We start from the raw sequence: 24,656 nt of genomic DNA on the forward strand, positions 1-24,656 counted from the left end.
TCAGGCCGTAGAGAGCTCCCGCGCAACCAGGTTTGCAAAGTGTCTTTCCGGCGCATAGGTCGCAACCTGTTGCATTACCGCCATGGCACAATCCCGATAACTGTCATTCCCCATCATCGTTTCGACTAGCTGTCGCAGCCTGGAAACGGTGGTTTGACCTGCTCGCATCAGGATGCCCACCCCGGCCTGTTCGAGATAGGACATATTCAGATACTGGTCCAGATTACTGGCGATACCGACGACCGGTACGCCAGCAGCCAGTGCTTGCATGGTGGTGGGGCTGCCGCCATTGCAGATCACCAGGCTGGCGCGCGATACCGCCTGCTCACCGGGCAAAAAATCCGCCACCCAGGCGTTGTGCGGCTTTCGCTCCAGCTGGATCAGGCCTGCAGTCGCAACAACAGGGGTCACCGGCAACTGCGCTAACGCGCCCAGGACCCTGGGCAACAGCTCGCTCTGTCCGGAGCTGCCCAGGGTGACATAGATGATTGGCTTGTCGGCAGGCAGTTGATCCCACCATTGCGGTAGCGCAACGCTGGGCGACCAATTGATTGGGCCGATGTACCGGTGCGTCGCTGGGCGTTCAAACGTCGGTACGAGTTCGGGGAGATCGGCATACAGCGTCTGGTCGGCATCGGTATAGATGCGCCTGAGATCCAGTCCCAGTGATGGCAGCCCGTATTGCTTCCTGACCCTGTTTAGCGGCAGGGTATGCAGCGCAAAAGCCAGGGGACGTGCCAGTTTAAAGAGTGCACCGGCCACCCTGGCGCCGAAAAACCGAGTAATTGGCAACTCGGGCACCCGATAATGTGGCCTGGCGTAAGGGCTCCAGTAGGCATTGGTGATGGTCATATAGGGGATATCCACAAGGCGCGCGCTGACCGACAGGGACAGGCGGAAGTCTCCGACGATCAGATCCGGGGAGATCTCCCTGATCACCTCAAGATCTTCTTTTACGTACGCCTGTAGAGTGTCACGGCTATAGAGTGGGCGTCCCTTGGCCAAGGCCTCCAGAAACTCCCGGCTGGTAATGGATTGGATGGGCCGCCAGGGCCTTTTCAGCGTGCGGAACAGATCGCAATAGCGGGGATGGCAGGCAAAGTGAACCTCATAACCTGCGTCCTCCAGGACATGGGCCAGAACCATCGGTCTTGCCACGTGGGCCAGGGTGGCCGCTTCGGCGAAAAACAGCACACGCCTTTTGTGGTTGGCGATATTTTTCTGGTGTTTTTTTTCGGGCGAATCCGCAAGACTCTCATTCATTTTGCCAGCCTGTCGTCTGATTGCTCATCGGCGGATTTGTCCGAAATAATCAATTCCTTCAGATCAAGCCTCAGGGAACGGGAGGCCGGCAACGGGCTTTCACCTATCCGCCCGATAAAGACAGCCTGCTCCGTCTCTGCTTCCATCAGTTGCCTGAATTTTTCGGCGCAAGCGCCGGCCAGACGTTCCACCGACGGGGTTCGGGTAAACGGGATACCGAGACGCAGAAAGCGGGCGAAGATCAGCGGTGTCATCTCCGGCTGCAGTCCCAGCCCCAGCCGGGTGGACGTCAGCCACAGCCGCTGCATTGCGCGGCCCGCCTGCAGATAGTCCTCCAGGGTTTCGGGAGCCTTGGGCGCGACGATGGCAAAGTGTGCGGCGCAGCGGAGCCCGGGAAGCAGATCCAATTGCAACCGTGGTACCAGGGTACCGGCCAGGTAACGGTTTACAAAGGCGACCCGCTCCCAGCTTTGCATCACCCAGCGCATCAGTTTGGCGGTCAGGGGGTCTACCCCTACCGCCTGCTCGGGAATTCGGTCTTCACTGAACTGCTGCCCCCAGTCGATGACCTGGCTGTGCACCGAATACGCCTCCGGCATGGTGAGCCGCACCTTGGCGTTGGCAAACATAAGCCGTGCCACCTGCCAGCGATCCTTCGGTCGCTCAAACCAGCGCACCCGATATCCCTCGGGCAGGCTCTGCTCGAGCTGAGCCCGCTCGGTAACGGTCAAGGGTCGGGGGCTCATCGGCCGGCGCTGCACCGAACGAACCCTCAAGTAGAAGGCCAGGGGATTGGGCGCCAGGTCGTTATCAGGCCGCAAAGTGACATCAAAGGTGGGGGTCTGCTCCGGCAGATCGGGACGCCGCTGGATCTCGGCTCTCAGGCCAAGGGTTGAGGCGGCCATCTCGATAGATTCCAAAAGAGCACCGATCGCCATCTGGCTGGCTCGACCATCGAGGTCGTAAACCACGGTGTCACGGGTATCGGAGCCGTGCACCACCAAAGCGTTTTCGTCCACCAGCTCGAATCGCCAAGGCTGGGTGTTATCGCCACTCGGCGCCCAGCGTGCCAAATCCAACACTTTCTCGGCGGCCGTGACCGGAGTGTAGGCGTCCGCTTCTTTGGATTTTGAGTTTTTATCCAGGTTTTCCAGATACTGCTTCTTGCCGATACTGATGGCCAGCTTCTGCAAGGGGTTGTTGTTTCCGCCAGGCCGCCAGGTCTTGGTCGACCGGTTGGTATAGGCGTCAAACTGCAACCCCCAGGGGGCAGCTACCACCCTACCCCGCTTTAACAACAGTTTTAATACCTGGCTGGCCGCCGCTCCGGCGCAGAGCTCACAGCCAATCGCCGAAGACGGCCCCTTCCTGGCGAAGGCATCGATACGCTCCGGATCCACCAGGTAACCACTGTGGAGTCGGGCGGGCGCCAGCCCGACAAAAAAGCGTAAATACTGCTCCTCTTCCGAAAACCCGTCCAAACGAAAATATTCCTCAAAGGTCATTTTCCCAGGCAGGAAGTTCAGCACGGCGGTACCCATGCCCAGGGGCGCGGCCGTTGTGGCCGGAATTCCCAGACGGTCGCAAGCGGCAAATACCGCCTTTCGCGCCGCCAAGGCAAAGAAATCCAGTCCGTCGACATACACATCGACGTCCTGCAGAAAAGTCTCCACGTTTTCGCTGGAAACGCCGTCGGGAAAAGTGCGGATATCCAGCTCCGGGTTGATATCCAGGGCCCTGTTGACCAGGGTTTCGAGCTTGGGTTGACCGACCGAGGAGAGGCTTGCACCCGCCTGGCGATTAAAATTTTCGATGCCAAACTCGTCGAAGTCCGAGAGGTTGAAGGCGCCGATACCCAGGCGAGTAAGGGTTAACAGATGGCTGCCGCCCACCCCGCCGAGGCCTGCGATCGCCACACGTCTGGTTTTCAGCAACCGCTGCTCCGCTTCCGTTACCCAGCCGATATTGCGTGAAAATGCAAGATCATAGTCAAAATCCGTATTCATAATAATGTGAGAGACTCCAACCCGATTCCTGTTAAGCCAAATTCCAGGTGCTGGCAATCAACCGCCTTCGTGGCCTTGTAGCACGCCAGTCCTTCCGGCAAGACGATACCGCCGGGCAAGTTGGCCATGCTGTTTGCCCGGGCAAACATTTTCCGAGAGGATCAGATCCCCGGGGCACAGGACAGGTGCGCCTGCATTTTGGAAAATCCGCGTGCTGGTGCCAAAAGCTGAACAAATAACGAGCACCTGGGCGGTGTTACCTGCCAGCACTGACTATAACCGAGCAAAGGGTGATTTATTCGCAGATTCCGTAAACGATACGAAGTCTGCCTCTCTGGCGCTCAATCGGAGGTCAGGCATTGCAGCCGGTCGACTCTCAGAAGTACCGGGTCAGCTGGATTTCAAGGTAATCATCATCCCTGATCTGACGGAGGGGGTCTTCCTCGTCCACATTGGTAAAGAGTCGCATTTCCAGGCCAAGAACCCAGTGCTCACTCAAGCGCCGTGAGGCTTCCACATTGGCGAAGGTGGAATCAGAGCCTGTGTCGACGGTAACCCCCGCAAGAATGCGGGTATTATGAACATCGTTATCGGTAAATCGGACCCCGAAAAAGATATCGTCCTGCAGTACCGTCGTCGCGCTATCACCCCGTTCGTCGTAGTTGTACTCCAGCAGCCAACCCAGGTCGACTGCACTGCCCGCTATACCAAATTGTGTGAACTCAAAACCGCCGACGTAGGCGTAATAGTCGTCGACCTTATTCTGGTTGTAGATTGCCTCGAGCTTCCAAAGCCATGCGCCCTTCGTAGCCTGAACGTCGAGGCTGGTCTGGTCGATCTGCAGGTAAAGGGGGCGCAGGCTGGGCCTGGGGCCTGAGTCGTCAAGTATCAGCAGCGGTTCGCGGCTGGTTCCGCTGAAATGCGCGATACCGATATCCCAGTCACCGAAATAGTGGGACCAGCGCAAGGCGAAATCGACATGGTGTTCCTCGTCGCCGGACTCGTAAATTGCAGCATCGGTATCGATCGCAGGCTCAGTGCGCAGGCGGCCATCCTTTCCAGGGAAGGTGCGCTCCCTGAAGTAGGGCAACAGGTAAGCCTGCCAGGTGCCCCAGTCATTCAGGTAGCCGAGGTTGAGCATGGGCTGCCCCAGTTTGTCCTCCCGATCGATATTTTCCACCAGGTCGGTCTGGTTGATGATATCGACCAGATGTTGCGACTCCGCCACGCCCCAGAAAACAGTGTCGACCCCGGCCTTGAAGACGAATTGTTCAGTTTCCATGCGCCAGAACAGTTCCCGTATATCGGCATGAGTACGCTCGTCGTCATTGGCGTCAAGGCGTAAAAACGGGGTAAACGCGAAGGTTTGCGTTCCGTCGTCCCAGTTCCGATAGTATTCGGGCTGGAATACTGCTGACAGGTTCTGGTCATCCTGGGCCGGATGGACCGGGCCGTGGAAAAACAGCCGAGGTTCCAGGCTGACATAGCCTGTCCATTCGCTCGAAGCGCTATCGGTGCTTGAATTGGCAGAATCGTCTGCCGCTGCAGCGACAAATTGCCCATATGCAAGCAACGGAACCAGGATCAGGGATGAAAAGTCGATACGGCGCACTTTATGCTTCAAAATGGCTTTCCTATTATCGAATGCGCGACAGTGCACTGCGATTGAAATCACTGTCCGTCAGGCCGGTGCGGAACCGGTAATCCTCGAATATCAGGGTAGTACTTTTCTCATTCTGGTGATTCTTCATGATCATTTTTGCCGGGCGCCAGTACTGCTCCAGGTACTGCCTGTAACCTGCCAGCGTCATGGTCTTGAGCAGTTCGCCCTTGCGATCGTAGTAGTCCACGCGCCGGAGCCGGTATTCGCTCTGGTCCACCCAGGTTACCTGGCGCGTGTAGCCAGATTTTGAGTCGACGGGAACACGTTCGACCACGAAGCAAGGTTCGCCGTCCACGGGTTCGTCCCGCAGGTAAGTGTAGGTATATTTCTCGACTTCCTGCGAGGACAGATCCTCATAAGCAAACTCGCTGCCCATGAACGGCCCCGACTTGTCGGCGGAAGAGATTCGTTTTACGCGCTTGAGCGCCGGCAGATAGAGCCACTGGTCATCGTTGCCGACTTTGTGTGTAAAGGTCAGTATGGCCGTTCCCTTGAGATCCCGAGGCCTGTCAAACACCATGATACTCTTGTCACCGTCGCCCTCGACTTCCAGCGTCAATTGGCGCATTTCCCGGCGCACCTCCTCGGTTCCGGAAAGGTTCAGCAGCATGGCGAGGTTGACTGTCGTATCCCCGAAACCACGATCGCGCCGGTCTGCCTCCAGTGCGATGGCCAGTCCTTGCTCAGGCGCTGACTCTTTCAAAGCGGGCTCTTTCGAAGCTGGCTCCTGCGAAAACACCGGACCACAAAAAATAGCCAGGCAGATAACGGCGAATACTGATCGGTGGAAGCCTGCTCGACTGAACTGTTTTACTTTCATACACATCTCCCGTTCGGGCCTACCCACCGATGATAGTCGTTTTCGCCGCCTGGGGCAGCAGCCAGCGATCAGCCTTGATCAATACGGTCGGTAGAAACAACAGATCCAGAATGATGGCAATAGCGATGGTCATGGCGACCAGCAGGCCCGATGTGGAGTTTACGGAAAAATCCGATTGTACTAGCGCCAGGAAGCCGATCGCCAGGACAATCGAGGTGGAGAGCAGGGCACTGCCCACTGCCGCAAAGGCGTACCTGATCGCCTGCTCCGCATCCAGGTTCCGTTCCTGCCTGGCCTCCAGGTATTTCACGAGGAAGTGGGTTGTGTCATCCACAATGATGCCCAGGGTCAGACTGAACACCACGGAGGCGGCGATGTTCACCTCACCGACCACTGCCCCCCATAGCCCGAGGGTAACGAAGGCGGGAAACAGGTTAGGTATGCAACTGACCAGCCCGAACCGGATCGAGCGGAAGGCAACGATCAAGCAGAGCGAGACAAGCGCGATCGCCGCCAGGGATCCGAGGAGCATGCTGTTGATGTTGCGCAGGCCGACATTCGCAAAGCTGATGGATTGACCCGCCCCGCGGGTGACCATGCCCGGCAGATGGTCCTGCATCCACCGCCTGCTCCGCGCCTCGAATGCAATGAGACCTTGTGATTGCTGGTTCTTCAGCGTTGCCGCCACCTTGAGGGAGGATTTGTCCGCGCTTATCTGATGTGTGACATCCTGCCCATAAGGAACGGATATCTCATAGAGCAGGACATACTGCGCCGCCAGCTCTCTGCTGTCCGGAAGTTTGTGCCACTCCTGGGCCCCGCCATGCATCACCTGGTTCAGCCGCTTCAGCGTATCGGTAAATGACTCCACGTTGACCACTTCGGATTGCGCCCTGAGCCAGGAGACAAACGAATCGATATCGGCAAGAAAGCGGGGATCGGCGATACCCTGCTCCTGCCCGCTATCAAACGAGTAGTAAACCGACTGGGTTCCCGAGAGCTTTCGCTCGATGACGTCAATGGCTTGCGTTAGAGGAACCGAGTCAGAAAAATAGCCGGTTGGGTCGTCGTTGAGCTCAATGCGCGGAATAAAACTCACTGTCAGACCAATGAGTAACAACGAACTCCAGAAAATGCGGTTGTTATGGCGAATCACCCAGTTGGCGAGACCACCCAGTGGTATGCCGGTTGTTACTCCCCCCGACTTTCTGAAGGGTAGTATCTGCACCAGGCCGGGAAGAATGGTTACCGTCACCCATAGCGCGCCCAAGACACCCACAGCGGCTATGGTGCCGAGTTCACGGAACGGTGGCGACTCGCTGAAATTCATGCTCAGAAAACCCAGCGCCGTGGTGAGGCTGGTGAGCACAATCGGATAGAGCGTATGATCCAGAGCGCCCCATAGTGCATCCGCTTTCTCCTGGCCGTTCCTGAGGCGGGTCAGGAATACGCTCAGCAGGTGGATGCAGTCCGCAATGGCCAGCGTCATGATGATCGTCGGCGCCGAGACGTTGACGCTGTTGAGGCTTATACCCGCCCATCCAGCAAAGCCCATACCGCAAAGGATGCTAAGAAATATCGTTACCACCGTGCAGATCGAAGCCATCACGGAGCGCAGTAACAGGGCGATGAAGACCAGAACCAGGACAAAAAGTGCCGGCAGGAGGGTTATCGAGTCGCGGGCAGTGACTTCAGCAAGGGTCTGCTCGGTCAAGGCCCGCCCGGCAAGGCGAACTTCAATGGCGGGATTTGAACTTTCAACTTCAGTCGCCAACTCCCTTGCATATCTCACGGCCTGGTCAATGGCGGCCGCCTGTTCATCTTCCGGTAAATTCAGGGTGACATTGACCGCGGCGACCTGACCGTCATTGGCCAGCAGGCGCCCTATCAGTACCTGTTGTGACATCGCGATGTCCTTAATGCGTCGGCGGTCTTCGCTTGTCAGTGCATCCGCATTTTCAACCAGCTTGTCGATAACGATGTCGTCGCCGTCCACCTCGGGATAGAGGAAGTTGGTGACGGAGTCAACACGCCTCGCGTGGGGCATGAGCCATGACTTTTCGGTAATGGTCTGAACAGACGACAGATTGTTGGCTTCGAATATGTCACCGCCGCGGGTGTCTATGACGAACAGTACGTTGTCCTCACGGCCGTACGTTCGCTTTAGCTCGCGGTCTGCAATAAGGTTCGGGTCGTCCTCACTGAAAAAGACATCGATGCCCGACTCAACGGTCAATCGGCTGCCACCAAACCCGATGCCCAGGATCAAGACAAGGCCGACCAGTATTATCCGGTAGGGGTAGCGAACAAGCGCTGTGATCAAGCGGTCCTTGAGTGCCATGGCGAGTTTCTCGAGACAGGTTCGATTGAAGTCAGGGGACTGAACCTGACCTTAAACTTAGTGTAGTGGTTCAACGAACCCGGACACCGTTTTAGGTGGTACAGTCGTGACCAAAGAAGAGAGGAGCCTGAGCTGTGATACTGAAGGTTTGTCGCCGATACGCAACAGATTGAATTAACCCTCTCTATTCAATTATCGACTTACTCATCAGTGTCTTATCGAACTTAACATTTCGATTTTGTACAGGAATCGCAGGACTTATATCTCCCCTTGATCCGATTTTTTCGTTGCATCTTTTGATTACCTGACTGGAGCCAGGTTCAGAGTACGCAGATAGCTGAACTATGAAGCAATCGACTGCCTCCAGAAAGCGTCATTTTAAATAATTGATTTTATTACGTTTTATTTATTCTAGAGATACCTGTCCCTGATTGATGACATTTTGTGGAAGCATTTGCGGGAAAATCGACGACGAAACGGAAAAAAGCCATATAACCTATTGATTATTATAAATAAATAAAATCAGGCTCGGTTTTTGCTGATTTTTCCGAAATTTGACTGCGTGATTCAAGCACCAGTTGCTTGGCAATGATCGGATCAGGGTGTATCCGACTGGCAAAAACGACTCACGAAGGTTGAGGGAAATACCCAATGTCAATTCGCTTTGAATTCAGTAAAAAGCCGCAGTTGCTTGCCCAGTACTATAAAATCCGGGAGGCCTGTTTTCGCAAAGAACTGGGACTCGAATCCTTTGATGGTTCGGAAGACGAAGACGATCGAGCGGGACATATTTTGATTGCCATGGATGTTGATCGCTGCATCGGTGGCGCCCGGTTCTCTGGCAGCCCTGCCTCCAACCCGACGCGCTTACCCATGGAAGACGACGACTTTGTGCTCGAGAAGATCTTCCCCGAACTGGCGCAACAATCCTACGGCCAGTGGACGCGTTTGTGCCTTTTGCCTGAGTACAGGACGACGGAGATGTTACGTGATCAATGCCGGGCGATGGTCAGAGGAAGTGTGGAGCTGAATTACAGCTATGGCTTTAATGTTGCGGGCTTAGCCCGTGCGCGTCTCTATAAGCGCCTGCATACAGTCCTCGGTTATGACTACAAGATTTATGATCAAATCGGCATTCCTGCAGAGCAGGGATTTACGCACCTGCCACACCTGCTTTCCATCGCCTTTCTCCAACCTGAGGCCAGGGCGTTGAAGTGCGCCGACGGTTCAACACTTACCCAATGCGCGGCCTAGCCGCCTGCTGCATTTGTTCTTGGAGTTTCTCATCACTGAAGTACCCCGGGACCAAGCAGGCGGAAAAGTATTAGCGTTACACGCTGAATACCATTCATTTAGGTAGCTGCTTCTCAAGCTGGGCATAGATGTCGTCAAACATTTCCCGAATCGGGGGGATCAGGTGCTCTAATAGGATATCCGGTGATATATAATAAGGGGCCCTGATTCCATGGTACTTGATCGGCTCCCCCGCCCGCTGAAATCGGATGCCGACCCGAGACACCCCCCTAGCGAGCCTGGGTTCCATCATCACCACCACATAATGATATTTCTGGAGCACGCACAGCGCCGCGGCTCCCAGATAAAGGCCAACGGCGATATAGGGGAAATTCTTGGCATGATCGGATATATCTGTCCGCATACCTTCGAAGATAAAGGGCCTGCCCTTTTCCCCGGAACGGCGCCGGAACTGGGCGGAAACCGCCAACCGTGAAACTTCGGCGATGGAGCCACGCGCCTGGGCCTTCAGATCGAAAAGACTGGGATCGAAGGCGTGGCTGCAATATTTCTCCAACGGTAATATCTGCTCAGGCATTGAGGTCGAGGTGTGCACGAAACGCACCGTACCGACAAAATTCTGGCTACTGTTATGCACAAGAAGCAGATGATCGGAGATAGAATCGAACGCATCCCGTTCCAACCCGTCGGGAAACGCATCCTTCTCCTCGAATCCCAGCTCATCGCAATAGACTTCATAACGAATCCTGAACGCCTCTCGACGTTGCGCTTGCGTATCCGCCAGCCGAATGCTGAAGTACTTTTTGAAATTAATTGGGATTTCGTGCATCGATCGTCCCGCCGCGATGAAATACTCACCATGAATCAGCTGGATTCACTACCGTTAAACGTCGCAAGCCGGCAGCTTAAGCGAGCTGAGGAAATGACCGTGAACTAGTTCCATAATGCCTCAGGCCAAGCCGATACTCGGAAGTGTAGACACAGCACGTTGAAATAGATTCCGTCGAAGTTGCCCCCAGCGCATTTGAGAAACCCACTTAATCAAGTGGCGCAATAAATGAACCACCTTTCAATATCGCTTTTTATTTCAAAGAGTTGCAATGCGCTTGCGAGACCAGCTTTAGCATGACTGTAAAGTTTTTTGACACTTTCCTACCTTATAACCACGGTGTAGCCTTGAGGCGCGTAAAGGACGCGGGCTCTGTGTGCACGTCCTCACCGACGCCTACAATCGCAGATCCGAGTCGCCCGGCGGCAGGACATACTTGAGATCGTAGAGAAGATGTTCAGGTTTCCCCAGCACATGTATCCGTGTGGCCCCCATATCAACGAACTGCTCATGGGCCACAGCCAGGATGATTCCGTCGTAAACGCCCGTCTCGAGCTTCTGCAACGGACAGATACCGTAGGCGCGTTGCGTCTCCTCAAGATCCACCCAGGGGTCGTAGACGTCCGCTAGAACGCCATAGGATTCCAGCTCGGTGAGGATATCGATCACTTTGGTATTGCGGATATCGGGGCAATTTTCCTTGAACGTCAGCCCCATCACCAGCACCCTGCCGCCGGTCACCTGAATCCCCCGCTTGAGCATCCCTTTCACCAGTTCGCCGGCGACGTAGCGGCCCATGCCATCGTTGACACGGCGGCCGGCCAGAATCATCTCCGGGTGGTACCCCACCTCCTGAGCCTTGTGGGTCATATAGTAGGGATCGACCCCGATGCAGTGGCCGCCAACCAGTCCGGGCCTGAAGGGCAGGAAGTTCCACTTGGTGCCCGCCGCCCGCAGCACGTCTTCGGTGTCGATTCCCAGGCGGTTAAAAATCATCGCGAGCTCGTTGACCAGCGCGATATTAATATCGCGTTGGGTATTCTCGATCGCCTTGGCAGCCTCGGCGACGCGGATGCTGGTTGCTTTATAGGTCCCCGCGGAAATGACGCTTTTATAAAGGATGTCGATAAATTCAGAGATTTCGACGGTAGACCCGGAAGTAACCTTTAAAATATCCGCGACCCTGTGGTCCTTGTCCCCGGGATTAATTCGCTCGGGGCTATAGCCGACGAAAAAACCCTCGTTAAGCTTGAGCCCGGAGCCTCTCTCAAGCAAAGGAACGCAAACCTCTTCGGTGGCGCCGGGGTACACCGTGGACTCATAGATCACCACATCCCCCTGCCTGATCAGTCCACTCAACAGCTCGCTAGCGCGCTGTAGCGGCCCGAGATCGGGTCTTTTATGACGGTCGATCGGCGTCGGAACCGTGACGATATAGACCTGACAGCTCCTGATATCCTCGGGATCCGCACTATAGCTCAGAGCCGGTACCGCACCCAGCTCCTCGACGCTCATCTCAAGCGTGCTGTCTATCTGATCCTTCAACGCATTGATACGCTCGGCATCAATATCAAATCCCACAACGTCGAACTTCTTGGCAAACGCCACCGCCAGGGGTAACCCCACATAGCCCAGGCCTATTACCGCCACCTTCACGTCATCAATCGTATTCACAGCCCACCCCCTCCCTCATTGGAATCACTTGATCCCATCGCTCAATGGCTGAGTACCCCAGCGACATCGATCACCACTTTCTCGTTCAGAAAATCACTGGACAATCCGTTAAACTCCTTGTGCGCCACCAGCATCAGGATGATATTGGCGCGCTCCAGCGCCTCGCTATGGTGGACCTTTTCAATGCCCTGCCTGCTTAAGGCGTCCGGCAGTTGAACGACATTGGGCTCCACGACCAGGATTTCAGCCACCTTGGCATCGACCAGCGCCCGGGTAATCGAAAGTGCGGGGCTTTCCCGAAGATCATCGATATCGGGTTTGAAGGAAAGACCGAAACAGGCGATCACTGGCTGCTTGAACTGGTTGGCGGCCTTGAGTGCTTTGTTGATCACGTAGTTCGGCTTGCCATCATTCACTTCTCTGGCCGTGCGGATCAGGCGCGCCTCGTCCGGCGCCGCACTGACGATAAACCAGGGATCCACCGCAATGCAGTGCCCCCCCACCCCGGGCCCGGGATTCAGGATGTTGACCCGCGGATGGCGGTTCGAGAGCCTGATCAGCTCCCAGACATTGATCTTAAGCCGGTCGCAAATAATCGACAGTTCATTGGCAAAACCGATATTCACATCCCGGTAGGCATTTTCCGTCAGCTTGGCCATTTCAGCGGTACGGGCATGGGTGAGCAGGCACTCCCCCCGCACGAAAATTTGATAGAGCCCCGCCGCCCGCGCTGCGCAGCGGGGGGTCATGCCGCCGATAATGCGATCGTTCGCCACCAGCTCCTGCAGCACATTCCCGGGCAAAACCCGCTCCGGACAATAAGCAATATTGATGTCGGCCTTCTCCCCCTGCTGCTGGGGAAAGGAGAGGTCTTCACGACAGTGCGCCAACCAGCCAGCCAGCTGCTCCGTAGTGCCAACCGGGGAGGTCGATTCGAGAATCACCAGATTGCCGGGTTGCAAAACCGCAGCGATGGTTTCAGCGGCGGCTTTGATGAAGCTGAGGTCCGGTTGATGGCCCTCTGTAAAGGGCGTGGGTACGGCGATAATAAAAGCCTCGGCCGCTTGCGGCACCAGCGTGGCCTTGAGATTACCGGTCGAGACCACGCTACGGACAACGATGTCCAGATCCGGCTCGACGATGTGGATTTTACCGGCGTTGATGGTTTCTATGGCATGCTCAGAAACGTCGATACCGATCACCTGAAGCCCTCGCGACGCCAGAACGGCCGCTGTCGGCAGGCCTATATAGCCCAGCCCCACCACAGATACGGTGTTAAATGTCTCATCTGCTTCGTTGCTCATCACCATGCCTCTTCAGGTTAAAGGTATACAGGCCCCATCAAAGCGAGCTTTTTAGCGTTTGGCCATGAGCATCGACGATCGTCTGGCAAATACGTTCACTGGCTTTCCCATCCCCGTAGGGATTATGGGCGAAACTCATCGCCCGGTAGGCGTCCTCATCATCGAGCAGTTCGCAGGTTTCGGTCATGATCCGGTCAATGTCGGTGCCTACCAGCCTGACCGTCCCGGCGCTGACCGCTTCCGGCCTTTCGGTTGTGTCGCGCATCACCAGCACCGGCTTGCCCAGTGACGGCGCTTCTTCCTGAACCCCACCAGAGTCGGTCAAAATGATATGGGCCCGACTCATCAGGAAAACAAAGGGCAGATACTCGAGGGGCTCGATCAGGTGGACATTCTTTTTGCCGCTCAGGATGCGAAACACCGGTTCCCGCACCTGAGGGTTCAGGTGTACCGGATAGACAATCTCGACATCATCGCGGCCCGCCAGTTCGCCCAGCGCGCTACAGATTCTTTCAAAACCACCACCAAAGCTTTCCCGGCGATGGCCGGTCACCAGGATGATTCTTTTACCTTCAGGACCTCCGTCACCGTCACTCTCAACCGGGTTTAGAAAAGGGAACAGCTGTTGCATCTGCGCCCGTAACTGCGAATCTCGCCTGAGTTTCCCCTGGACGACAAGCAGCGCGTCTATCACGGTATTGCCGGTGACCCGGATACGGGTCTGTGCGATGCCTTCTCGCAGCAGGTTGGCCCTGGCCATCTCGGTGGGCGCGAAATGCAGGTCGGTGAGGGCGCCGGTCAGCTTGCGATTCGCCTCTTCCGGCCAGGGCGAGTAGAGGTCGCCGGTGCGCAGTCCAGCTTCGACATGCCCGACGGGAATCTGTCGATAATAGGCTGCCAGGGTGGCGGCCAGCGTCGTGGTCGTATCGCCGTGCACCAGGACCCTGGCCGGCTCAAAGGCTTGCAGCACGGGGCCTAAGCCACTCAGTACGGCACAGGTCACTTCGGTCAGGTCCTGCCCGGGTTTCATGATATTCAGGTCGTAATCGGGAATGATCTGGAACAGCGCCAGGACCTGATCCAGCATCTGCCGGTGCTGGGCGGTAACGCAGACCCGGGCCTCAAAACGTGCGTCCGCTTGCAGTGCCTGCACCACCGGCGCCATCTTGATCGCTTCAGGGCGGGTACCAAACACCAGCAGTATCTTAATCGGATCTTTCATCACCGCGACTACCTCCTGTAGAGGTTATTTGACGAGTGTCGGCGTTTTCTCGGTGGTCTGTCGTTGGACTATCGATGCTAGCAGCCTGTCTGGCTTGGCCAGCCGTAGCGGGGGAAAGTTGCTTGGAGTACTGCTTGCTGGAAAGCGGCCAAAGCCGGGTTCCGGGTCCGCCGGGGAAAATGACGGGTACCATATTCTATCCTTCATTGACTATCGGCATGGAACTCAGGCCTGAAGCAAAGCATAGGCGACGGTTCAGGAGTCAACAAAGTATTAGGCAATTATCCATGGCCGGGGCTTTGCGCGCGCACGAACAGGTAACGGTAGAGTGCGATTCCCAGCAGTGCACCAAACAGGTCCAGCGCCCAATCGGCCAGGCTGCCATAACGCCCGGGAATCCCCATCTGGAACCACTCATCGTAAGCCCCATACCCGCCCGTCAGCAGCAGCACCGCGACTGCTCCCCCGGCCGTTTTCGGCAGCACATGGCGCCAAAGTACTGCCAACACCGCGAAAGCAGGGATATGTAGCAGGTTCTGAATCGCAGGCGTCAAGGCAAAGTAGACAAGATCTACAGCCCCTGGCGATTCCACCTTGCCCGGAATCGACGACAGCCGATGCAGCAGCGCCATGTAGGCCAGCGCAGCGCTCAGGGTCCCGGCGCAATGTACCAGCCGCCGTCGCCCGCTGTTTTTCATCGATCTTTTGAAATTGATGTCCACACAGAAACTCCCTGTTGTACAGGTTACCCCGAATCCTGCCCGACCTCGTCTAACCATGGTGGGACAACTGCATTTTTGCACGCAGGCAGTCCATAGCCTAGACTGATCCGTGCCGCGCAACCAAGCACTGGCGCCACAGTACGCTGCCGGTCTGACCTTCGCCTAACTCATGTAAACAGGAGAATGCGGGCTCCACACCGCTGGCGGCACAAACTCCAGCACTAGAGAAATAAGCGTCAGGCATCGGGCTAAGGAATCAGGGGAAATGGAGCATATTGTCTTTCTGGTCCACCGCATTCCTTATCCACCCAACAAGGGCGATAAGATCCGCTCCTATCATCTGCTGCAGGCGCTTGCCAGGCAGTACAAGGTGCATCTCGGCTGTTTCGTCGATGACCCTCTGGATTGGGAGCACGCCGATAAACTGCTACCGTTCTGCGAATCTATTAACTGCGTACCGCTCAAAAAGTCTTCGCGCTATTTCAAGGGACTTGAGGCCTTGACCCGCGGCAAGCCGATCACCCTTCCCTACTATCGAACTTCACAGATGCAGCAGTGGGTCACTCGAACGATCGAGCAGCACGCCATCGAGCGCGCGCTGGTGTTCTCCTCATCGATGGCGCAGTACCTGGAAGGGAAGCGTTTCTCCCACCTGAAACGGGTGATCGATTTCGTGGATGTGGATTCCGACAAATGGGCGCAGTACGCAGATAAAAAACACGGCCTCGCCCGGTGGGTTTACCTGCGCGAGCACCGTACTCTGCGCCGTTATGAAAATCGAATTGCCCAGATTTTCGACAACTGCGTGTTCGTCTCCAACGAAGAGGCGCGCCTGTTCTGCAACCAGCTTCCCGCCTCCCTGGCGTCCAAGGTGGTTCACCTGCTAAACGGCGTCGATACGCATTACTTCAATCCGTCGACAGGTTTTGACGCCCCGGAAATCTGCTGTCAGAGCCCCTACCTGGTGTTTACCGGGGCTATGGATTACTGGGCCAATGTCGACGCCACAGGCTGGTTTTGTCAGCAGGTGTGGCCCAGATTAAAACAACGATACCCTGACCTTAATTTTTATATCGTCGGCGGCAACCCCACGGCAGAAACCCGCGCGCTCGAACGCTTACCCGGGGTCCATGTAACCGGACGTGTGCTGGACGTTCGGCCCTATTTGCATGACGCAGAACTGGTGGTGGCCCCCCTGCAAATTGCTCGAGGCATTCAGAACAAGGTGCTGGAAGCCATGGCCATGGGCAAGCCGATCGTGGCCACTTCCATGGCCATGGAGGGGATTCATCACCACTCGGGCCTCTGTCTCGAGATCGCCGACTCGCCCGGCGACTTCGCCAGCGCCTGTAACCGCCTGCTGGAGCGGCAATACCCCGGGAACAACACAGCCAACAGAGCCTGGGTCGTCAACCAGTTCGGCTGGGAAAAAACGCTGGGCCCGCTGTCGACCTTGCTGGAAGGCGCCGCGACATGAAGATCCCCGGCCCTTTCACCGATATCACCCATATCGCCCATATCCAAAGCCGCTTCGGCACCGGTGGCCTGGATACTTGGGTAGCAAGATACCGAGGCCTTGAGCACGCCTCAAACGTAGCCTCGGATTAAGGAGCCTTTATGTGCGGAATCGCTGGACTGCTTAATCTGGATCTCCAATCGGTCGACGCCGGACAGCTACAACAAATGAACGACATCCAGATCCACCGCGGGCCGGACGCCGGCGACACCTACATTGCCGGCCCCCTGGGATTGGCCCACCGACGCCTGTCGATCATCGACATCGCCAGCGGCCAGCAGCCGCTGGTCAACGTCGAGAACAACGCGGTCATCGTCTTCAACGGCGAGATCTACAACTTTGCATCCCTGCGTGAAGAGCTCATAGGTCTCGGCGCTGGATTTCGCACCCACTCGGACACCGAGGTCATCCTGCAAGCCTGGAAGGTCTGGGGCAAGGCGTGCGTCAAGAGACTGCGCGGCATGTTCGCCTTTGCCATCTGGGATAAGAACAGCGAGCAACTCTTCATCGCCCGCGACCGGCTGGGAATCAAACCGCTCTACTACAGCCTGATCAATGGCCGCCAGCTGGCCTTTGCCTCCGAGCTAAAGGCACTGCAGTGTCTGCCACAGCTCGACCGTCAGCTCGACTCCCGCGCCATTGCCGACTACTTCACCTTTGGCTACATACCTGACCCCAAATCGATCTTGGCCGGTGTCCACAAACTGCCACCGGGCCATACGCTGCTGCTGGAACGGGGCCAGACTCAACCCACTATCGAGCAGTACTGGGACGCCAGCTTTGCCGACCCCTTTACGGTCCGCGACCAACGGCAACTCGATGAGGAGCTGATCGAACGGCTGCGCGAGGCGGTTGGGATCCGTCTTGTCGCCGAGGTACCGATCGGCGCCTTCCTCTCCGGCGGGGTCGACTCCAGTGCCGTGGTTGCCCTGATGGCCGGGTTGATGGAGCAGCCGGTCAACACCTGCTCCATCGGTTTCGATGTTCCCAGCTTCAACGAAACCGAGTTCGCACGCCAGGTGGCCGAGCGCTACCAGACCAATCACCAGGAGCACCAGGTGGCAGTGGACGATTTCGGCCTGCTCGACACCCTATCGGGCCTCTACGACGAACCCTACGCCGACAGCTCGGCGATCCCGACCTACCGGGTCTGCGAGCAGGCCAAAAAGCGGGTAACGGTTTGCCTGTCCGGCGACGGCGGCGACGAGCTGTTCGCGGGCTATCGGCGCTACCGCTGGCATCTGCTCGAGGAGCGTATCCGCGGCCTGGTCCCGTCGGCGATTCGCCAGCCGGTGTTCGGCCTGCTGGGCAACTACTACCCCAAACTGGACCGGGCGCCCAGGTATCTGCGTGCCAAGTCGACTTTCCAGGCCCTGCAGCGCGAGGCGCTGGCCGCCTATCTGCATACTGTATCCTTCACGCCAGAGCCGGTTTTCAAGCAACTGTTCACGCCCGAATTCAACAAGCGACTGAACGGCTACCGTCCCCTGGAGGTGTTCGAAGGCTATCAACAGCAGTTCGATGGCGACGACCCGCTGTCGCTGATCCAGTATCTGGATATGAAGACCTACCTGCCCGGCGACATCCTCACCAAGGTAGATCGCGCCAGCATGGCCCACAGCCTGGAGGTGCGGGTGCCGCTCCTGGACCACGAATTTTTGGGCTGGGCCAACCGCATTCCCGCACGCCTGAAACTGCACCGCAGAGAGGGCAAACACATATTCAAGCGCGCGCTGGAACCACACCTGCCGCGCAACGTGCTCTACAGACCCAAGATGGGATTTGGTGTGCCCGTCGCTCGCTGGATACGTGGCCCTCTGGCCGACACCCTGCGCCAACGCATCCTGCAGGGGCATCTGCAGACCCTGGGAATCTTCAATCAGAAGACGCTGGAGCGCCTCGCCGACGAACATATCCGCGGAACGAGCGATCACAGCGTTACGCTTTGGGCGTTGCTGATGTTCGAGGCCAGCATCAGACGCTCGATGACCGGCGACCAGGTAGCCGCGGCATGAAGATACTGCACATTTTTGACCATTCCATTCCCTTGCATAGCGGCTATACGTTTCGCAGTCGTGCGATCCTGGAAAACCAGCGCGCTCAGGGACTGCAAACCTGTCACCTTACCAGCCCCAAACAAGGAAGCGCCGCCGCGTCAAAAGAGCAGGTGGAGGGTCTGGACTTCTACCGCTGTGAAGACATCCCCGGTTGGCTAGAAGCAGTACCCTTTGTCAATCAATTGGCCATCATTCCGGTATTGAGCCGCAAGATCGCGGAGGTTATTGATTGGGAAAGGCCGGATATCATCCACGCCCACTCGCCGGCCCTCAACGGGATTGCCGCCCTGCACGCCGCGCGAAAAGCCCGCCTGCCACTGGTTTACGAGGTGCGGGCATTCTGGGAAGACGCCGCCGTCAATCTTGGCACCAGCTCCGAAGGCGGCATACGCTACCGCCTCACCCGAGCGCTTGAAACCCATGTACTCAAACGCGCCGACGCGGTGACCTGCATCTGCCAGGGTCTTCGGCAAGATATCATCGCCAGGGGAGTCCCGGCACAACGCATCACCACCATTCCCAACGCAGTCGATCTGGAGCAGTTTCCGCTGCTGACCGGAAAATCCGCGGAAATTCTTCAATTGCATGGTTTGAATGACCAGCCTGTAATCGGCTTTATCGGTTCCTTTTACGAATACGAAGGCCTGGATATTTTGATTCAGGCCGTCGACCAGCTCCGTGCCGCCCTGCCAAACCTGCGGGTGTTTCTGGTCGGCGGTGGCCCCCAGGAAGCCTTTCTCAAACAATTGGCCTGTGACCTGGGCGTCAACGACCGGATCATCTTTACAGGGCGAGTGCCCCACCAGCAGGTCGCCAGCTATTACAGTGTGCTCGACGCGCTGGTCTATCCCCGCAAATCCATGCGTCTGACGGAACTGGTGACCCCCCTCAAACCCATGGAGGCCATGGCACAGGGTAAGCCAGTACTGGCCTCCGACGTAGGGGGGCACAAGGAGCTGATAACCCACGGGGAAAACGGCTACCTGTTCGCCGCCAACAATCCGGCAGCTCTGGCAAACGCCATCGAATCGATGTTCCTCAATACTGCCTCCTACGAAAGCCTGGTGACTCGAGGGCGCGAGTTTGTCGAACAGGAGCGCAACTGGGTCGCAAGCGTAGGTCGATACCAACGCATTTACGCGGCTGTTGCGGGGGCTTGCGCAATTGATGGCGTTTGATGCCCTTCGCATCTGTGTGATAGGCCCGGTACCTCCACCCGCCGGGGGAATGGCCAGCCAGACGGCGGAGCTCTGCCGCCTGCTGGAACAAGAGGGAGCCCAGGTCACACTGGTCGCCGTCAACCCGCCCTACCGCCCGGCATGGATTGGCCGCTGGCGGGGCCTGCGGGCGCTGTTTCGCCTGTTGTCTTACCTTCGAGTGCTTTGGTGCAAGCTCGGAGGCCCCGACGTGGTTCACCTGATGGCCAACTCGGGATGGTCCTGGTACCTGTTCGCAACCCCCGCAATCTGGGTCGCTTACCTGCGAGGCACGCCAATTGTCGTCAACTACCGTGGGGGGAACGCCGCGGCGTTCTTCGACCGCGACTGGCGCTGGATCAGACCCACGCTGCGCCGTGCCAGCGCCTGTGTAGTGCCTTCGGGATTTCTTGCCGAGGTGTTCGCCAGACACCAGCTATCGGCACGCATCATCCCCAATACGCTGGATCCAGCCCGTTTTTCCCCAGCCTACCCGGCAAAACCCAGGCCTTCACCCGCCTCCCCAGGACCGGTCCTGCTCATTACCCGTAACCTGGAGCTGATCTATGGCATCGATTTGGCCTTGCAGGCACTGCCCGTCGTGCAGGCGCGGTTTCCCGGGGTTCGGCTGCTAATCGCCGGCTCAGGCCCTGAGCGGGCCGCACTCCAGCGCCTGGCAGAGGACCTGGGGGTGGCTGATCGGGTTGAGTTCCGCGGCCGGCTGGCGCGTCAGGAGGTGGCCGAGCTGTACCGACAAGCCGATCTTCTGCTCAACCCCAGTCGGGTGGATAACTCGCCCAACTCCATCATCGAAGCCCTTGGCAGCGCCCTGCCCGTGGTTTCCACCCGTGCCGGCGGCATTCCTCAGCTGGTCACCGACGGGGAAACGGCGCTACTGGTGGACCTGGATGACCCCGCCGCGCTGGCAGCGGCCACCCTGCGTGTACTTGAAGATGATGATCTGCGAGACCGCCTGAAATCCACCGGGCTGGAATTTAGCCGTCGATTTCATTGGGACTCGGTGAAACGGGACCTGTTAAGCACCTACCAGCAGGTCATTGAGACGAAAAAATGAATGCTTTCGATAGTGGCGTGCAGCAACCGGCATCGACGGAGGCCGTTGGGGACGGTCAAGTATTGGCCGGTCTGGCAACCAAAAGCCATCATCCAGACTAATCTCTAAACACCAGCAAGCCTTTTTAGCGTGCAAGACAGAATGGACCGCATTGATGCATATCTGCCATATCGTATTCCGGTTTGACATCGGTGGCCTTGAAAACGGCATCGTTAATGTTCTCAATTGTCTTCCCAGCGCCGGTTATCGACACACAATTCTCTGCCTGTCGGGCTACAATCCCGAGTTCTTCGGCAGGATTCGGGCCGACGACGTCTCCATCCACTCGCTGGACAAAGCCCCCGGTAAGGATATCGGCTACCTCAAGCGCCTTTACGGCCTGCTTCGAGAGCTTCGCCCGGACATCGTCCATACCCGAAACCTGAATACCCTCGAGTGCCAGGCGATCGCCTGGCTGGCTCGTGTGCCCGTCCGGATACACGGCGAACACGGCTGGGATTCGGAGGACGCCAAGACCCGCATGAAGCCAGCGCTCATCCGTAAACTGTTCAGCCCCCTCATCAGCCGCTACGTCGCCCTTTCGGCTGAAACCGAAGGTTATCTCACCGGGCGGGTGGGTATCTCGCCCAAGCGCATCGAACGCATCTGCAACGGTGTCGATATCAGCCAATTTCAACCCAGGCGCCCTTCAAAAGTAGCGCCACTGACGGAAGAGAGGTGGGTCATCGGCTCGATTGGACGCCTGGCCAGGGTCAAGAATCACCAGTTGCTGATTCGGGCCTTCGCACAGTTGCTGGACAAGGCAGGTAATCGCCGCGACCGGTTACGCCTCATCATCGTTGGCGACGGCCCCTGCCGCGAGCAACTGGTCGCGCAGGCCAGATCCCTCAACATCGAGGAACGGGTTTCCCTACCTGGCGCCAGTGACAATATTCCAGAAGTCATGTCCGGTCTGTCACTGTACGTCCAGCCGTCCTTCGCTGAAGGAATATCCAACACCATTCTCGAGTCCATGGCTTCAGGCCTGGCGGTCATCAGCACCGATGTTGGCGGCGCGAGAGAACTGGTAGAGCCCGGATTCAATGGCCAGATCACAGCAAACGACAACGTCGAAGAGCTTACTGAGGCGCTTTGGCAGTATATCGAGAACCCGGAATTGCTGCGCATGCAGGGTAATAACAGCCGCTTACGGGCGGAGCAGCATTTCAGCCTTGCAACCATGGCCGAGCGCTATCATCACCTTTACCAGCAACAGTCAGCTGCGGTGACCGGGAGCAGAAGCCATGATCAGAATCTCGGGCGTACCTGAGTCATGACGCGAGCCCTTTACACATGGCTGGTCGCCGATTGCCTGTTTCCCCTTCACGAAGGGCTGAAGGGCCACAAGAGTGTGCAACTGAGAAATGCCCTGGAGGAAAGCCAATGGTTTACCCGGGATGTGCTGCAGGCCCGTTGTCACACACGGCTGCAGCACTTCCTGACCGACGTGAATGCCATCAACCCTTATTATGCCGACCAGTTCAGAGCCCGCGGACTCTCGCCTGCCAGCTTTGGCGAGCCGGAGATCCTCTTGCGCATCCCCTGCCTGACCAAGGAGCTGATCCGTGCGAATCGAGACCAGCTGCTCTCCCGTTCCGATCAGCCTGTGAGGTTTATGAAGACCTCCGGGTCCAGCGGGCAGCCGCTGGAATTTGCCATCGGCAAGGAGCGGATCAGCCACGATATCGCCGCCAAATGGCGGGCAACCCGCTGGTGGGGCCTGGATATCGGAGACCCCGAAGCCGTTGTCTGGGGCTCGGACATCGAACTCGGTGCTCAGGGTCTGGCCAGGCAGATCCGTGACCGACTGATACGATCACGCCTGTTCCCCGCCAGACATCTGCGGGGCGATGCACTCATGGCCCTGTTCGACCGCCTCCAGGCCTATAGCCCCGCCATGATCTACGGCTACCCGTCGATTCTGTCACTCCTGGCCGAGGCCGCCCTGCAACAGAAACGTTGCTATGACGCCGGCTCCCTCAAGGTCATATTTTGCACGGCGGAAAAGCTGTACGATCATCAGCGGCAGCTGATAGAGCACGTATTCAAAGCCCCCGTAGCGAATGGTTACGGCAGTCGCGATGCAGGCTTTATCGCCCATGAATGCCCGCAGGGACGCCTGCACCTCAGTGCCGAGGACATTGTCGTCGAAATTCTCGACGATCAGCAGAACCCCGTTCCCGTTGGTACATCGGGTGAGATCGTCGTCACCCACATGGCCACCCGAGCATTCCCAATGATCCGTTACCGTACCGGTGATATCGGTATTCTCTCCACTGAACCCTGCGCCTGTGGACGCCAGCTGCCCATATTGACAGACGTGATCGGTCGCGCCAACGACCTGCTCCGCGCCACGGACGGCTCCCCGGTTCACGGCGCCTACATCGGTAACATTGTGCGCGAAGACGCGGCTGTCGCCCAATTCCAATTCATCCAGCACAGCCCCCGACAGTTTGAACTCAAGCTGGTGTGCCGCGACGGCGCGCAGCCCGACCAGTCTGGCCTCAGGGCGAGACTTCTCGACGTAGTAGGCGGCGATGCCGAGATTGCTATTCAGCGCACTGCCGCCATCGCCGTGGAACAAAATGGCAAGTTCAAGTACATTGTAAATCGGTGCAGCGAATACCCTAGCCTCGCCGGCGCAACCGAACAGAGTCCCTGACCATGCAGACACGGACACAGATCTGTATCACGGTTGATACCGAATTCAGCATTGCCGGCCACTTTCAAGATCCGGAACGTTATGCTCCTTTGGCCGAGCCGGTCATCTATGGCCATGACCGGAACAAGCGACAGGGCCTTGAGTTCCTTCTCGACACCCTTGCCCGCTACAAGATTACCGCCACCTTCTTTGTCGAGTGCGCCAACTACTTCTACTTCGGCGACGAACCGATGCGTAGCGTTGTGAGGCAGCTGCAGGCAGCCGGTCTGGACACCCAGATGCATATCCATCCCGTCTGGCTGAGCTTTGCCCAGGGCCGCGAGCAGTTCCCCCGCCACGATAACTGTGACGGGCGCAGGTACGAGGAGATACTGCGCGTCATCACCGTCTGCGCCGATATCTATGAGCGCTGGGCCGGGCACCGCCCCTTCGCGCTGCGCACTGGGAGCCTGCGCGCCGATCTCAACGTCTATCGTGCCATGTTCGAAGCTGGCATCCCCATGGCATCCAATATAGCCCTGGGCATTTTCCGACCTGGTGAGCCGGAGCTGCAACTGGACTCAGGCCGGCGGCGAATACAGGGTGTCATGGAACTGCCGGTGTTTACCTACCGGGACAGCAACCTCTTTGGCGCCCACAAGAAGTCACTGCAGATCACCAGTTGCTCCTGGCCGGAGATGCGGCATTTGCTTTGGGCTGCACGCAGAGCCGGCGTTGAGCAGGTCATACTGCTGACCCATCCGTTTGAATTCATCAAGAAATCGGACTTCAGATACACCCGGGTGACACGTAACCGAGTCAACCAGAGGCGCCTGGAAAAGTTGTGTCAGTTCATCAACCGATACGAACAGGATTTTGTCGCCGTCAACTTTGCCAACCAACGGACAGCCTGGCTTGAATCGGAGCTAGAGCAGCCGTTCGTACAGATCCCCTCGGTGTTCAGTATCGGCCGCAAACTCCACAACCGGATCAACGATTGGGTATGGGCCTACTGACCCACACGAAAGGTTCGA

The 24,656-nt window shown here is 57.5% G+C and carries 19 protein-coding genes; 8 read left to right on the forward strand and 11 right to left on the reverse strand.

What is annotated here, in order from left to right:
* The 5 genes from F451_RS0102050 to F451_RS24540 all read right to left on the reverse strand — a co-directional run bounded on the left by F451_RS0102050 (window position 1) and on the right by F451_RS24540 (window position 8,093).
* Window positions 1-1,263 carry a glycosyltransferase gene (locus F451_RS0102050; protein ID WP_020679687.1) on the reverse strand — a complete coding sequence of 421 codons (1,263 nt, stop codon included), beginning with the start codon at window positions 1,261-1,263 and terminating at the stop codon, window positions 1-3.
* A complete protein-coding gene (locus F451_RS0102055; RefSeq protein ID WP_020679688.1) occupies window positions 1,260-3,269 on the reverse strand; it encodes a ThiF family adenylyltransferase in 2,010 nt (669 codons plus the stop codon). The genes F451_RS0102050 and F451_RS0102055 overlap by 4 nt, the downstream gene beginning before the upstream one ends.
* Window positions 3,270-3,645: 376 nt before the next feature.
* Window positions 3,646-4,893, reverse strand: coding sequence for a hypothetical protein (locus F451_RS0102065; protein ID WP_020679690.1), 1,248 nt, complete (start codon window positions 4,891-4,893; stop codon window positions 3,646-3,648).
* Between the two features lie 13 nt (window positions 4,894-4,906).
* Complete coding sequence (locus F451_RS0102070; protein ID WP_020679691.1) at window positions 4,907-5,635, reverse strand: outer membrane lipoprotein-sorting protein; 729 nt, start codon at window positions 5,633-5,635, stop codon at window positions 4,907-4,909.
* 136 nt (window positions 5,636-5,771) lie between these two features.
* Window positions 5,772-8,093, reverse strand: a complete 2,322-nt coding sequence (locus F451_RS24540) for an efflux RND transporter permease subunit (RefSeq protein WP_020679692.1) — start codon at window positions 8,091-8,093, stop codon at window positions 5,772-5,774.
* 651 nt (window positions 8,094-8,744) lie between these two features.
* On the opposite strand from F451_RS24540, the gene F451_RS0102080 reads away from it, so the two are divergent.
* A complete protein-coding gene (locus F451_RS0102080) occupies window positions 8,745-9,347 on the forward strand; it encodes a GNAT family N-acetyltransferase (protein WP_020679693.1) in 603 nt (200 codons plus the stop codon).
* Window positions 9,348-9,441: 94 nt separating this feature from the next.
* Here F451_RS0102080 and F451_RS24545 read toward each other — a convergent pair whose 3' ends face one another.
* The 6 genes from F451_RS24545 to F451_RS0102105 form a co-directional block, all read right to left on the reverse strand.
* A complete protein-coding gene (locus tag F451_RS24545; RefSeq protein WP_020679694.1) occupies window positions 9,442-10,176 on the reverse strand; it encodes a PEP-CTERM/exosortase system-associated acyltransferase in 735 nt (244 codons plus the stop codon).
* 396 nt (window positions 10,177-10,572) lie between these two features.
* Window positions 10,573-11,850: a Vi polysaccharide biosynthesis UDP-N-acetylglucosamine C-6 dehydrogenase TviB gene (gene tviB / locus F451_RS0102090; RefSeq protein WP_020679695.1), complete on the reverse strand. Its 1,278-nt coding sequence runs from the start codon at window positions 11,848-11,850 to the stop codon at window positions 10,573-10,575.
* 41 nt (window positions 11,851-11,891) lie between these two features.
* Window positions 11,892-13,160 carry a UDP-N-acetyl-D-mannosamine dehydrogenase gene (wecC, locus tag F451_RS0102095; RefSeq protein WP_020679696.1) on the reverse strand — a complete coding sequence of 423 codons (1,269 nt, stop codon included), beginning with the start codon at window positions 13,158-13,160 and terminating at the stop codon, window positions 11,892-11,894.
* Between the two features lie 31 nt (window positions 13,161-13,191).
* On the reverse strand, window positions 13,192-14,376 hold the full coding sequence (wecB, locus tag F451_RS0102100) for a non-hydrolyzing UDP-N-acetylglucosamine 2-epimerase (RefSeq protein WP_020679697.1): 1,185 nt from the start codon (window positions 14,374-14,376) through the stop codon (window positions 13,192-13,194).
* Window positions 14,360-14,569: a sugar phosphate nucleotidyltransferase gene (locus F451_RS28740; RefSeq protein WP_156826346.1), complete on the reverse strand. Its 210-nt coding sequence runs from the start codon at window positions 14,567-14,569 to the stop codon at window positions 14,360-14,362. Before F451_RS28740 ends, wecB begins: the two co-directional genes overlap by 17 nt.
* 88 nt (window positions 14,570-14,657) lie before the next feature.
* Window positions 14,658-15,098, reverse strand: a complete 441-nt coding sequence (locus F451_RS0102105) for a VanZ family protein (protein WP_020679698.1) — start codon at window positions 15,096-15,098, stop codon at window positions 14,658-14,660.
* Between the two features lie 265 nt (window positions 15,099-15,363).
* Between F451_RS0102105 and F451_RS0102110 the strand changes: the two genes are divergently transcribed.
* The 7 genes from F451_RS0102110 (at window position 15,364) to F451_RS24560 (ending at window position 24,638) form a co-directional block, all read left to right on the forward strand.
* Complete coding sequence (locus F451_RS0102110) at window positions 15,364-16,575, forward strand: TIGR03087 family PEP-CTERM/XrtA system glycosyltransferase (protein WP_020679699.1); 1,212 nt, start codon at window positions 15,364-15,366, stop codon at window positions 16,573-16,575.
* A 140-nt stretch (window positions 16,576-16,715) separates the two neighbouring features.
* Window positions 16,716-18,629 carry an XrtA/PEP-CTERM system amidotransferase gene (locus F451_RS0102120; RefSeq protein WP_020679701.1) on the forward strand — a complete coding sequence of 638 codons (1,914 nt, stop codon included), beginning with the start codon at window positions 16,716-16,718 and terminating at the stop codon, window positions 18,627-18,629.
* Entirely contained in the window at window positions 18,626-19,849 is a 1,224-nt protein-coding gene (locus F451_RS0102125; RefSeq protein ID WP_020679702.1) for a TIGR04063 family PEP-CTERM/XrtA system glycosyltransferase, read from the forward strand. The genes F451_RS0102120 and F451_RS0102125 overlap by 4 nt, the downstream gene beginning before the upstream one ends.
* Before the next feature lie 49 nt (window positions 19,850-19,898).
* Entirely contained in the window at window positions 19,899-20,942 is a 1,044-nt protein-coding gene (locus F451_RS0102130; RefSeq protein ID WP_020679703.1) for a glycosyltransferase, read from the forward strand.
* Window positions 20,943-21,096: 154 nt separating this feature from the next.
* The gene (locus F451_RS24550) at window positions 21,097-22,251 is read left to right on the forward strand and encodes a TIGR03088 family PEP-CTERM/XrtA system glycosyltransferase (protein WP_020679704.1); all 1,155 of its coding nucleotides are present in this window, start codon (window positions 21,097-21,099) and stop codon (window positions 22,249-22,251) included.
* 3 nt (window positions 22,252-22,254) lie between these two features.
* A complete protein-coding gene (locus F451_RS24555) occupies window positions 22,255-23,643 on the forward strand; it encodes a phenylacetate--CoA ligase family protein (RefSeq protein WP_020679705.1) in 1,389 nt (462 codons plus the stop codon).
* A 2-nt stretch (window positions 23,644-23,645) separates the two neighbouring features.
* On the forward strand, window positions 23,646-24,638 hold the full coding sequence (locus F451_RS24560; protein WP_020679706.1) for a polysaccharide deacetylase family protein: 993 nt from the start codon (window positions 23,646-23,648) through the stop codon (window positions 24,636-24,638).
* Window positions 24,639-24,656 lie beyond the last annotated feature (18 nt).

The organism is Marinobacterium rhizophilum DSM 18822 (assembly GCF_000378045.1).
Taxonomy (GTDB): Bacteria; Pseudomonadota; Gammaproteobacteria; order Pseudomonadales; family Balneatricaceae; genus Marinobacterium_A; species Marinobacterium_A rhizophilum.

Coding starts and splice junctions, on each gene's coding strand:
- F451_RS0102050 (WP_020679687.1), bottom strand. CDS start 1,263: ATGAATGAGAGTCTTGCGGATTCGCCCGAAAAAAAACACCAGAAAAAT.
- F451_RS0102055 (WP_020679688.1), bottom strand. CDS start 3,269: ATGAATACGGATTTTGACTATGATCTTGCATTTTCACGCAATATCGGC.
- F451_RS24540 (WP_020679692.1), bottom strand. CDS start 8,093: ATGGCACTCAAGGACCGCTTGATCACAGCGCTTGTTCGCTACCCCTAC.
- F451_RS0102080 (WP_020679693.1), top strand. CDS start 8,745: ATGTCAATTCGCTTTGAATTCAGTAAAAAGCCGCAGTTGCTTGCCCAG.
- F451_RS24545 (WP_020679694.1), bottom strand. CDS start 10,176: ATGCACGAAATCCCAATTAATTTCAAAAAGTACTTCAGCATTCGGCTG.
- wecC (WP_020679696.1), bottom strand. CDS start 13,160: ATGGTGATGAGCAACGAAGCAGATGAGACATTTAACACCGTATCTGTG.
- wecB (WP_020679697.1), bottom strand. CDS start 14,376: ATGAAAGATCCGATTAAGATACTGCTGGTGTTTGGTACCCGCCCTGAA.
- F451_RS28740 (WP_156826346.1), bottom strand. CDS start 14,569: ATGGTACCCGTCATTTTCCCCGGCGGACCCGGAACCCGGCTTTGGCCG.
- F451_RS0102110 (WP_020679699.1), top strand. CDS start 15,364: ATGGAGCATATTGTCTTTCTGGTCCACCGCATTCCTTATCCACCCAAC.
- F451_RS0102120 (WP_020679701.1), top strand. CDS start 16,716: ATGTGCGGAATCGCTGGACTGCTTAATCTGGATCTCCAATCGGTCGAC.
- F451_RS0102125 (WP_020679702.1), top strand. CDS start 18,626: ATGAAGATACTGCACATTTTTGACCATTCCATTCCCTTGCATAGCGGC.
- F451_RS0102130 (WP_020679703.1), top strand. CDS start 19,899: ATGGCCAGCCAGACGGCGGAGCTCTGCCGCCTGCTGGAACAAGAGGGA.
- F451_RS24550 (WP_020679704.1), top strand. CDS start 21,097: ATGCATATCTGCCATATCGTATTCCGGTTTGACATCGGTGGCCTTGAA.
- F451_RS24555 (WP_020679705.1), top strand. CDS start 22,255: ATGACGCGAGCCCTTTACACATGGCTGGTCGCCGATTGCCTGTTTCCC.
- F451_RS24560 (WP_020679706.1), top strand. CDS start 23,646: ATGCAGACACGGACACAGATCTGTATCACGGTTGATACCGAATTCAGC.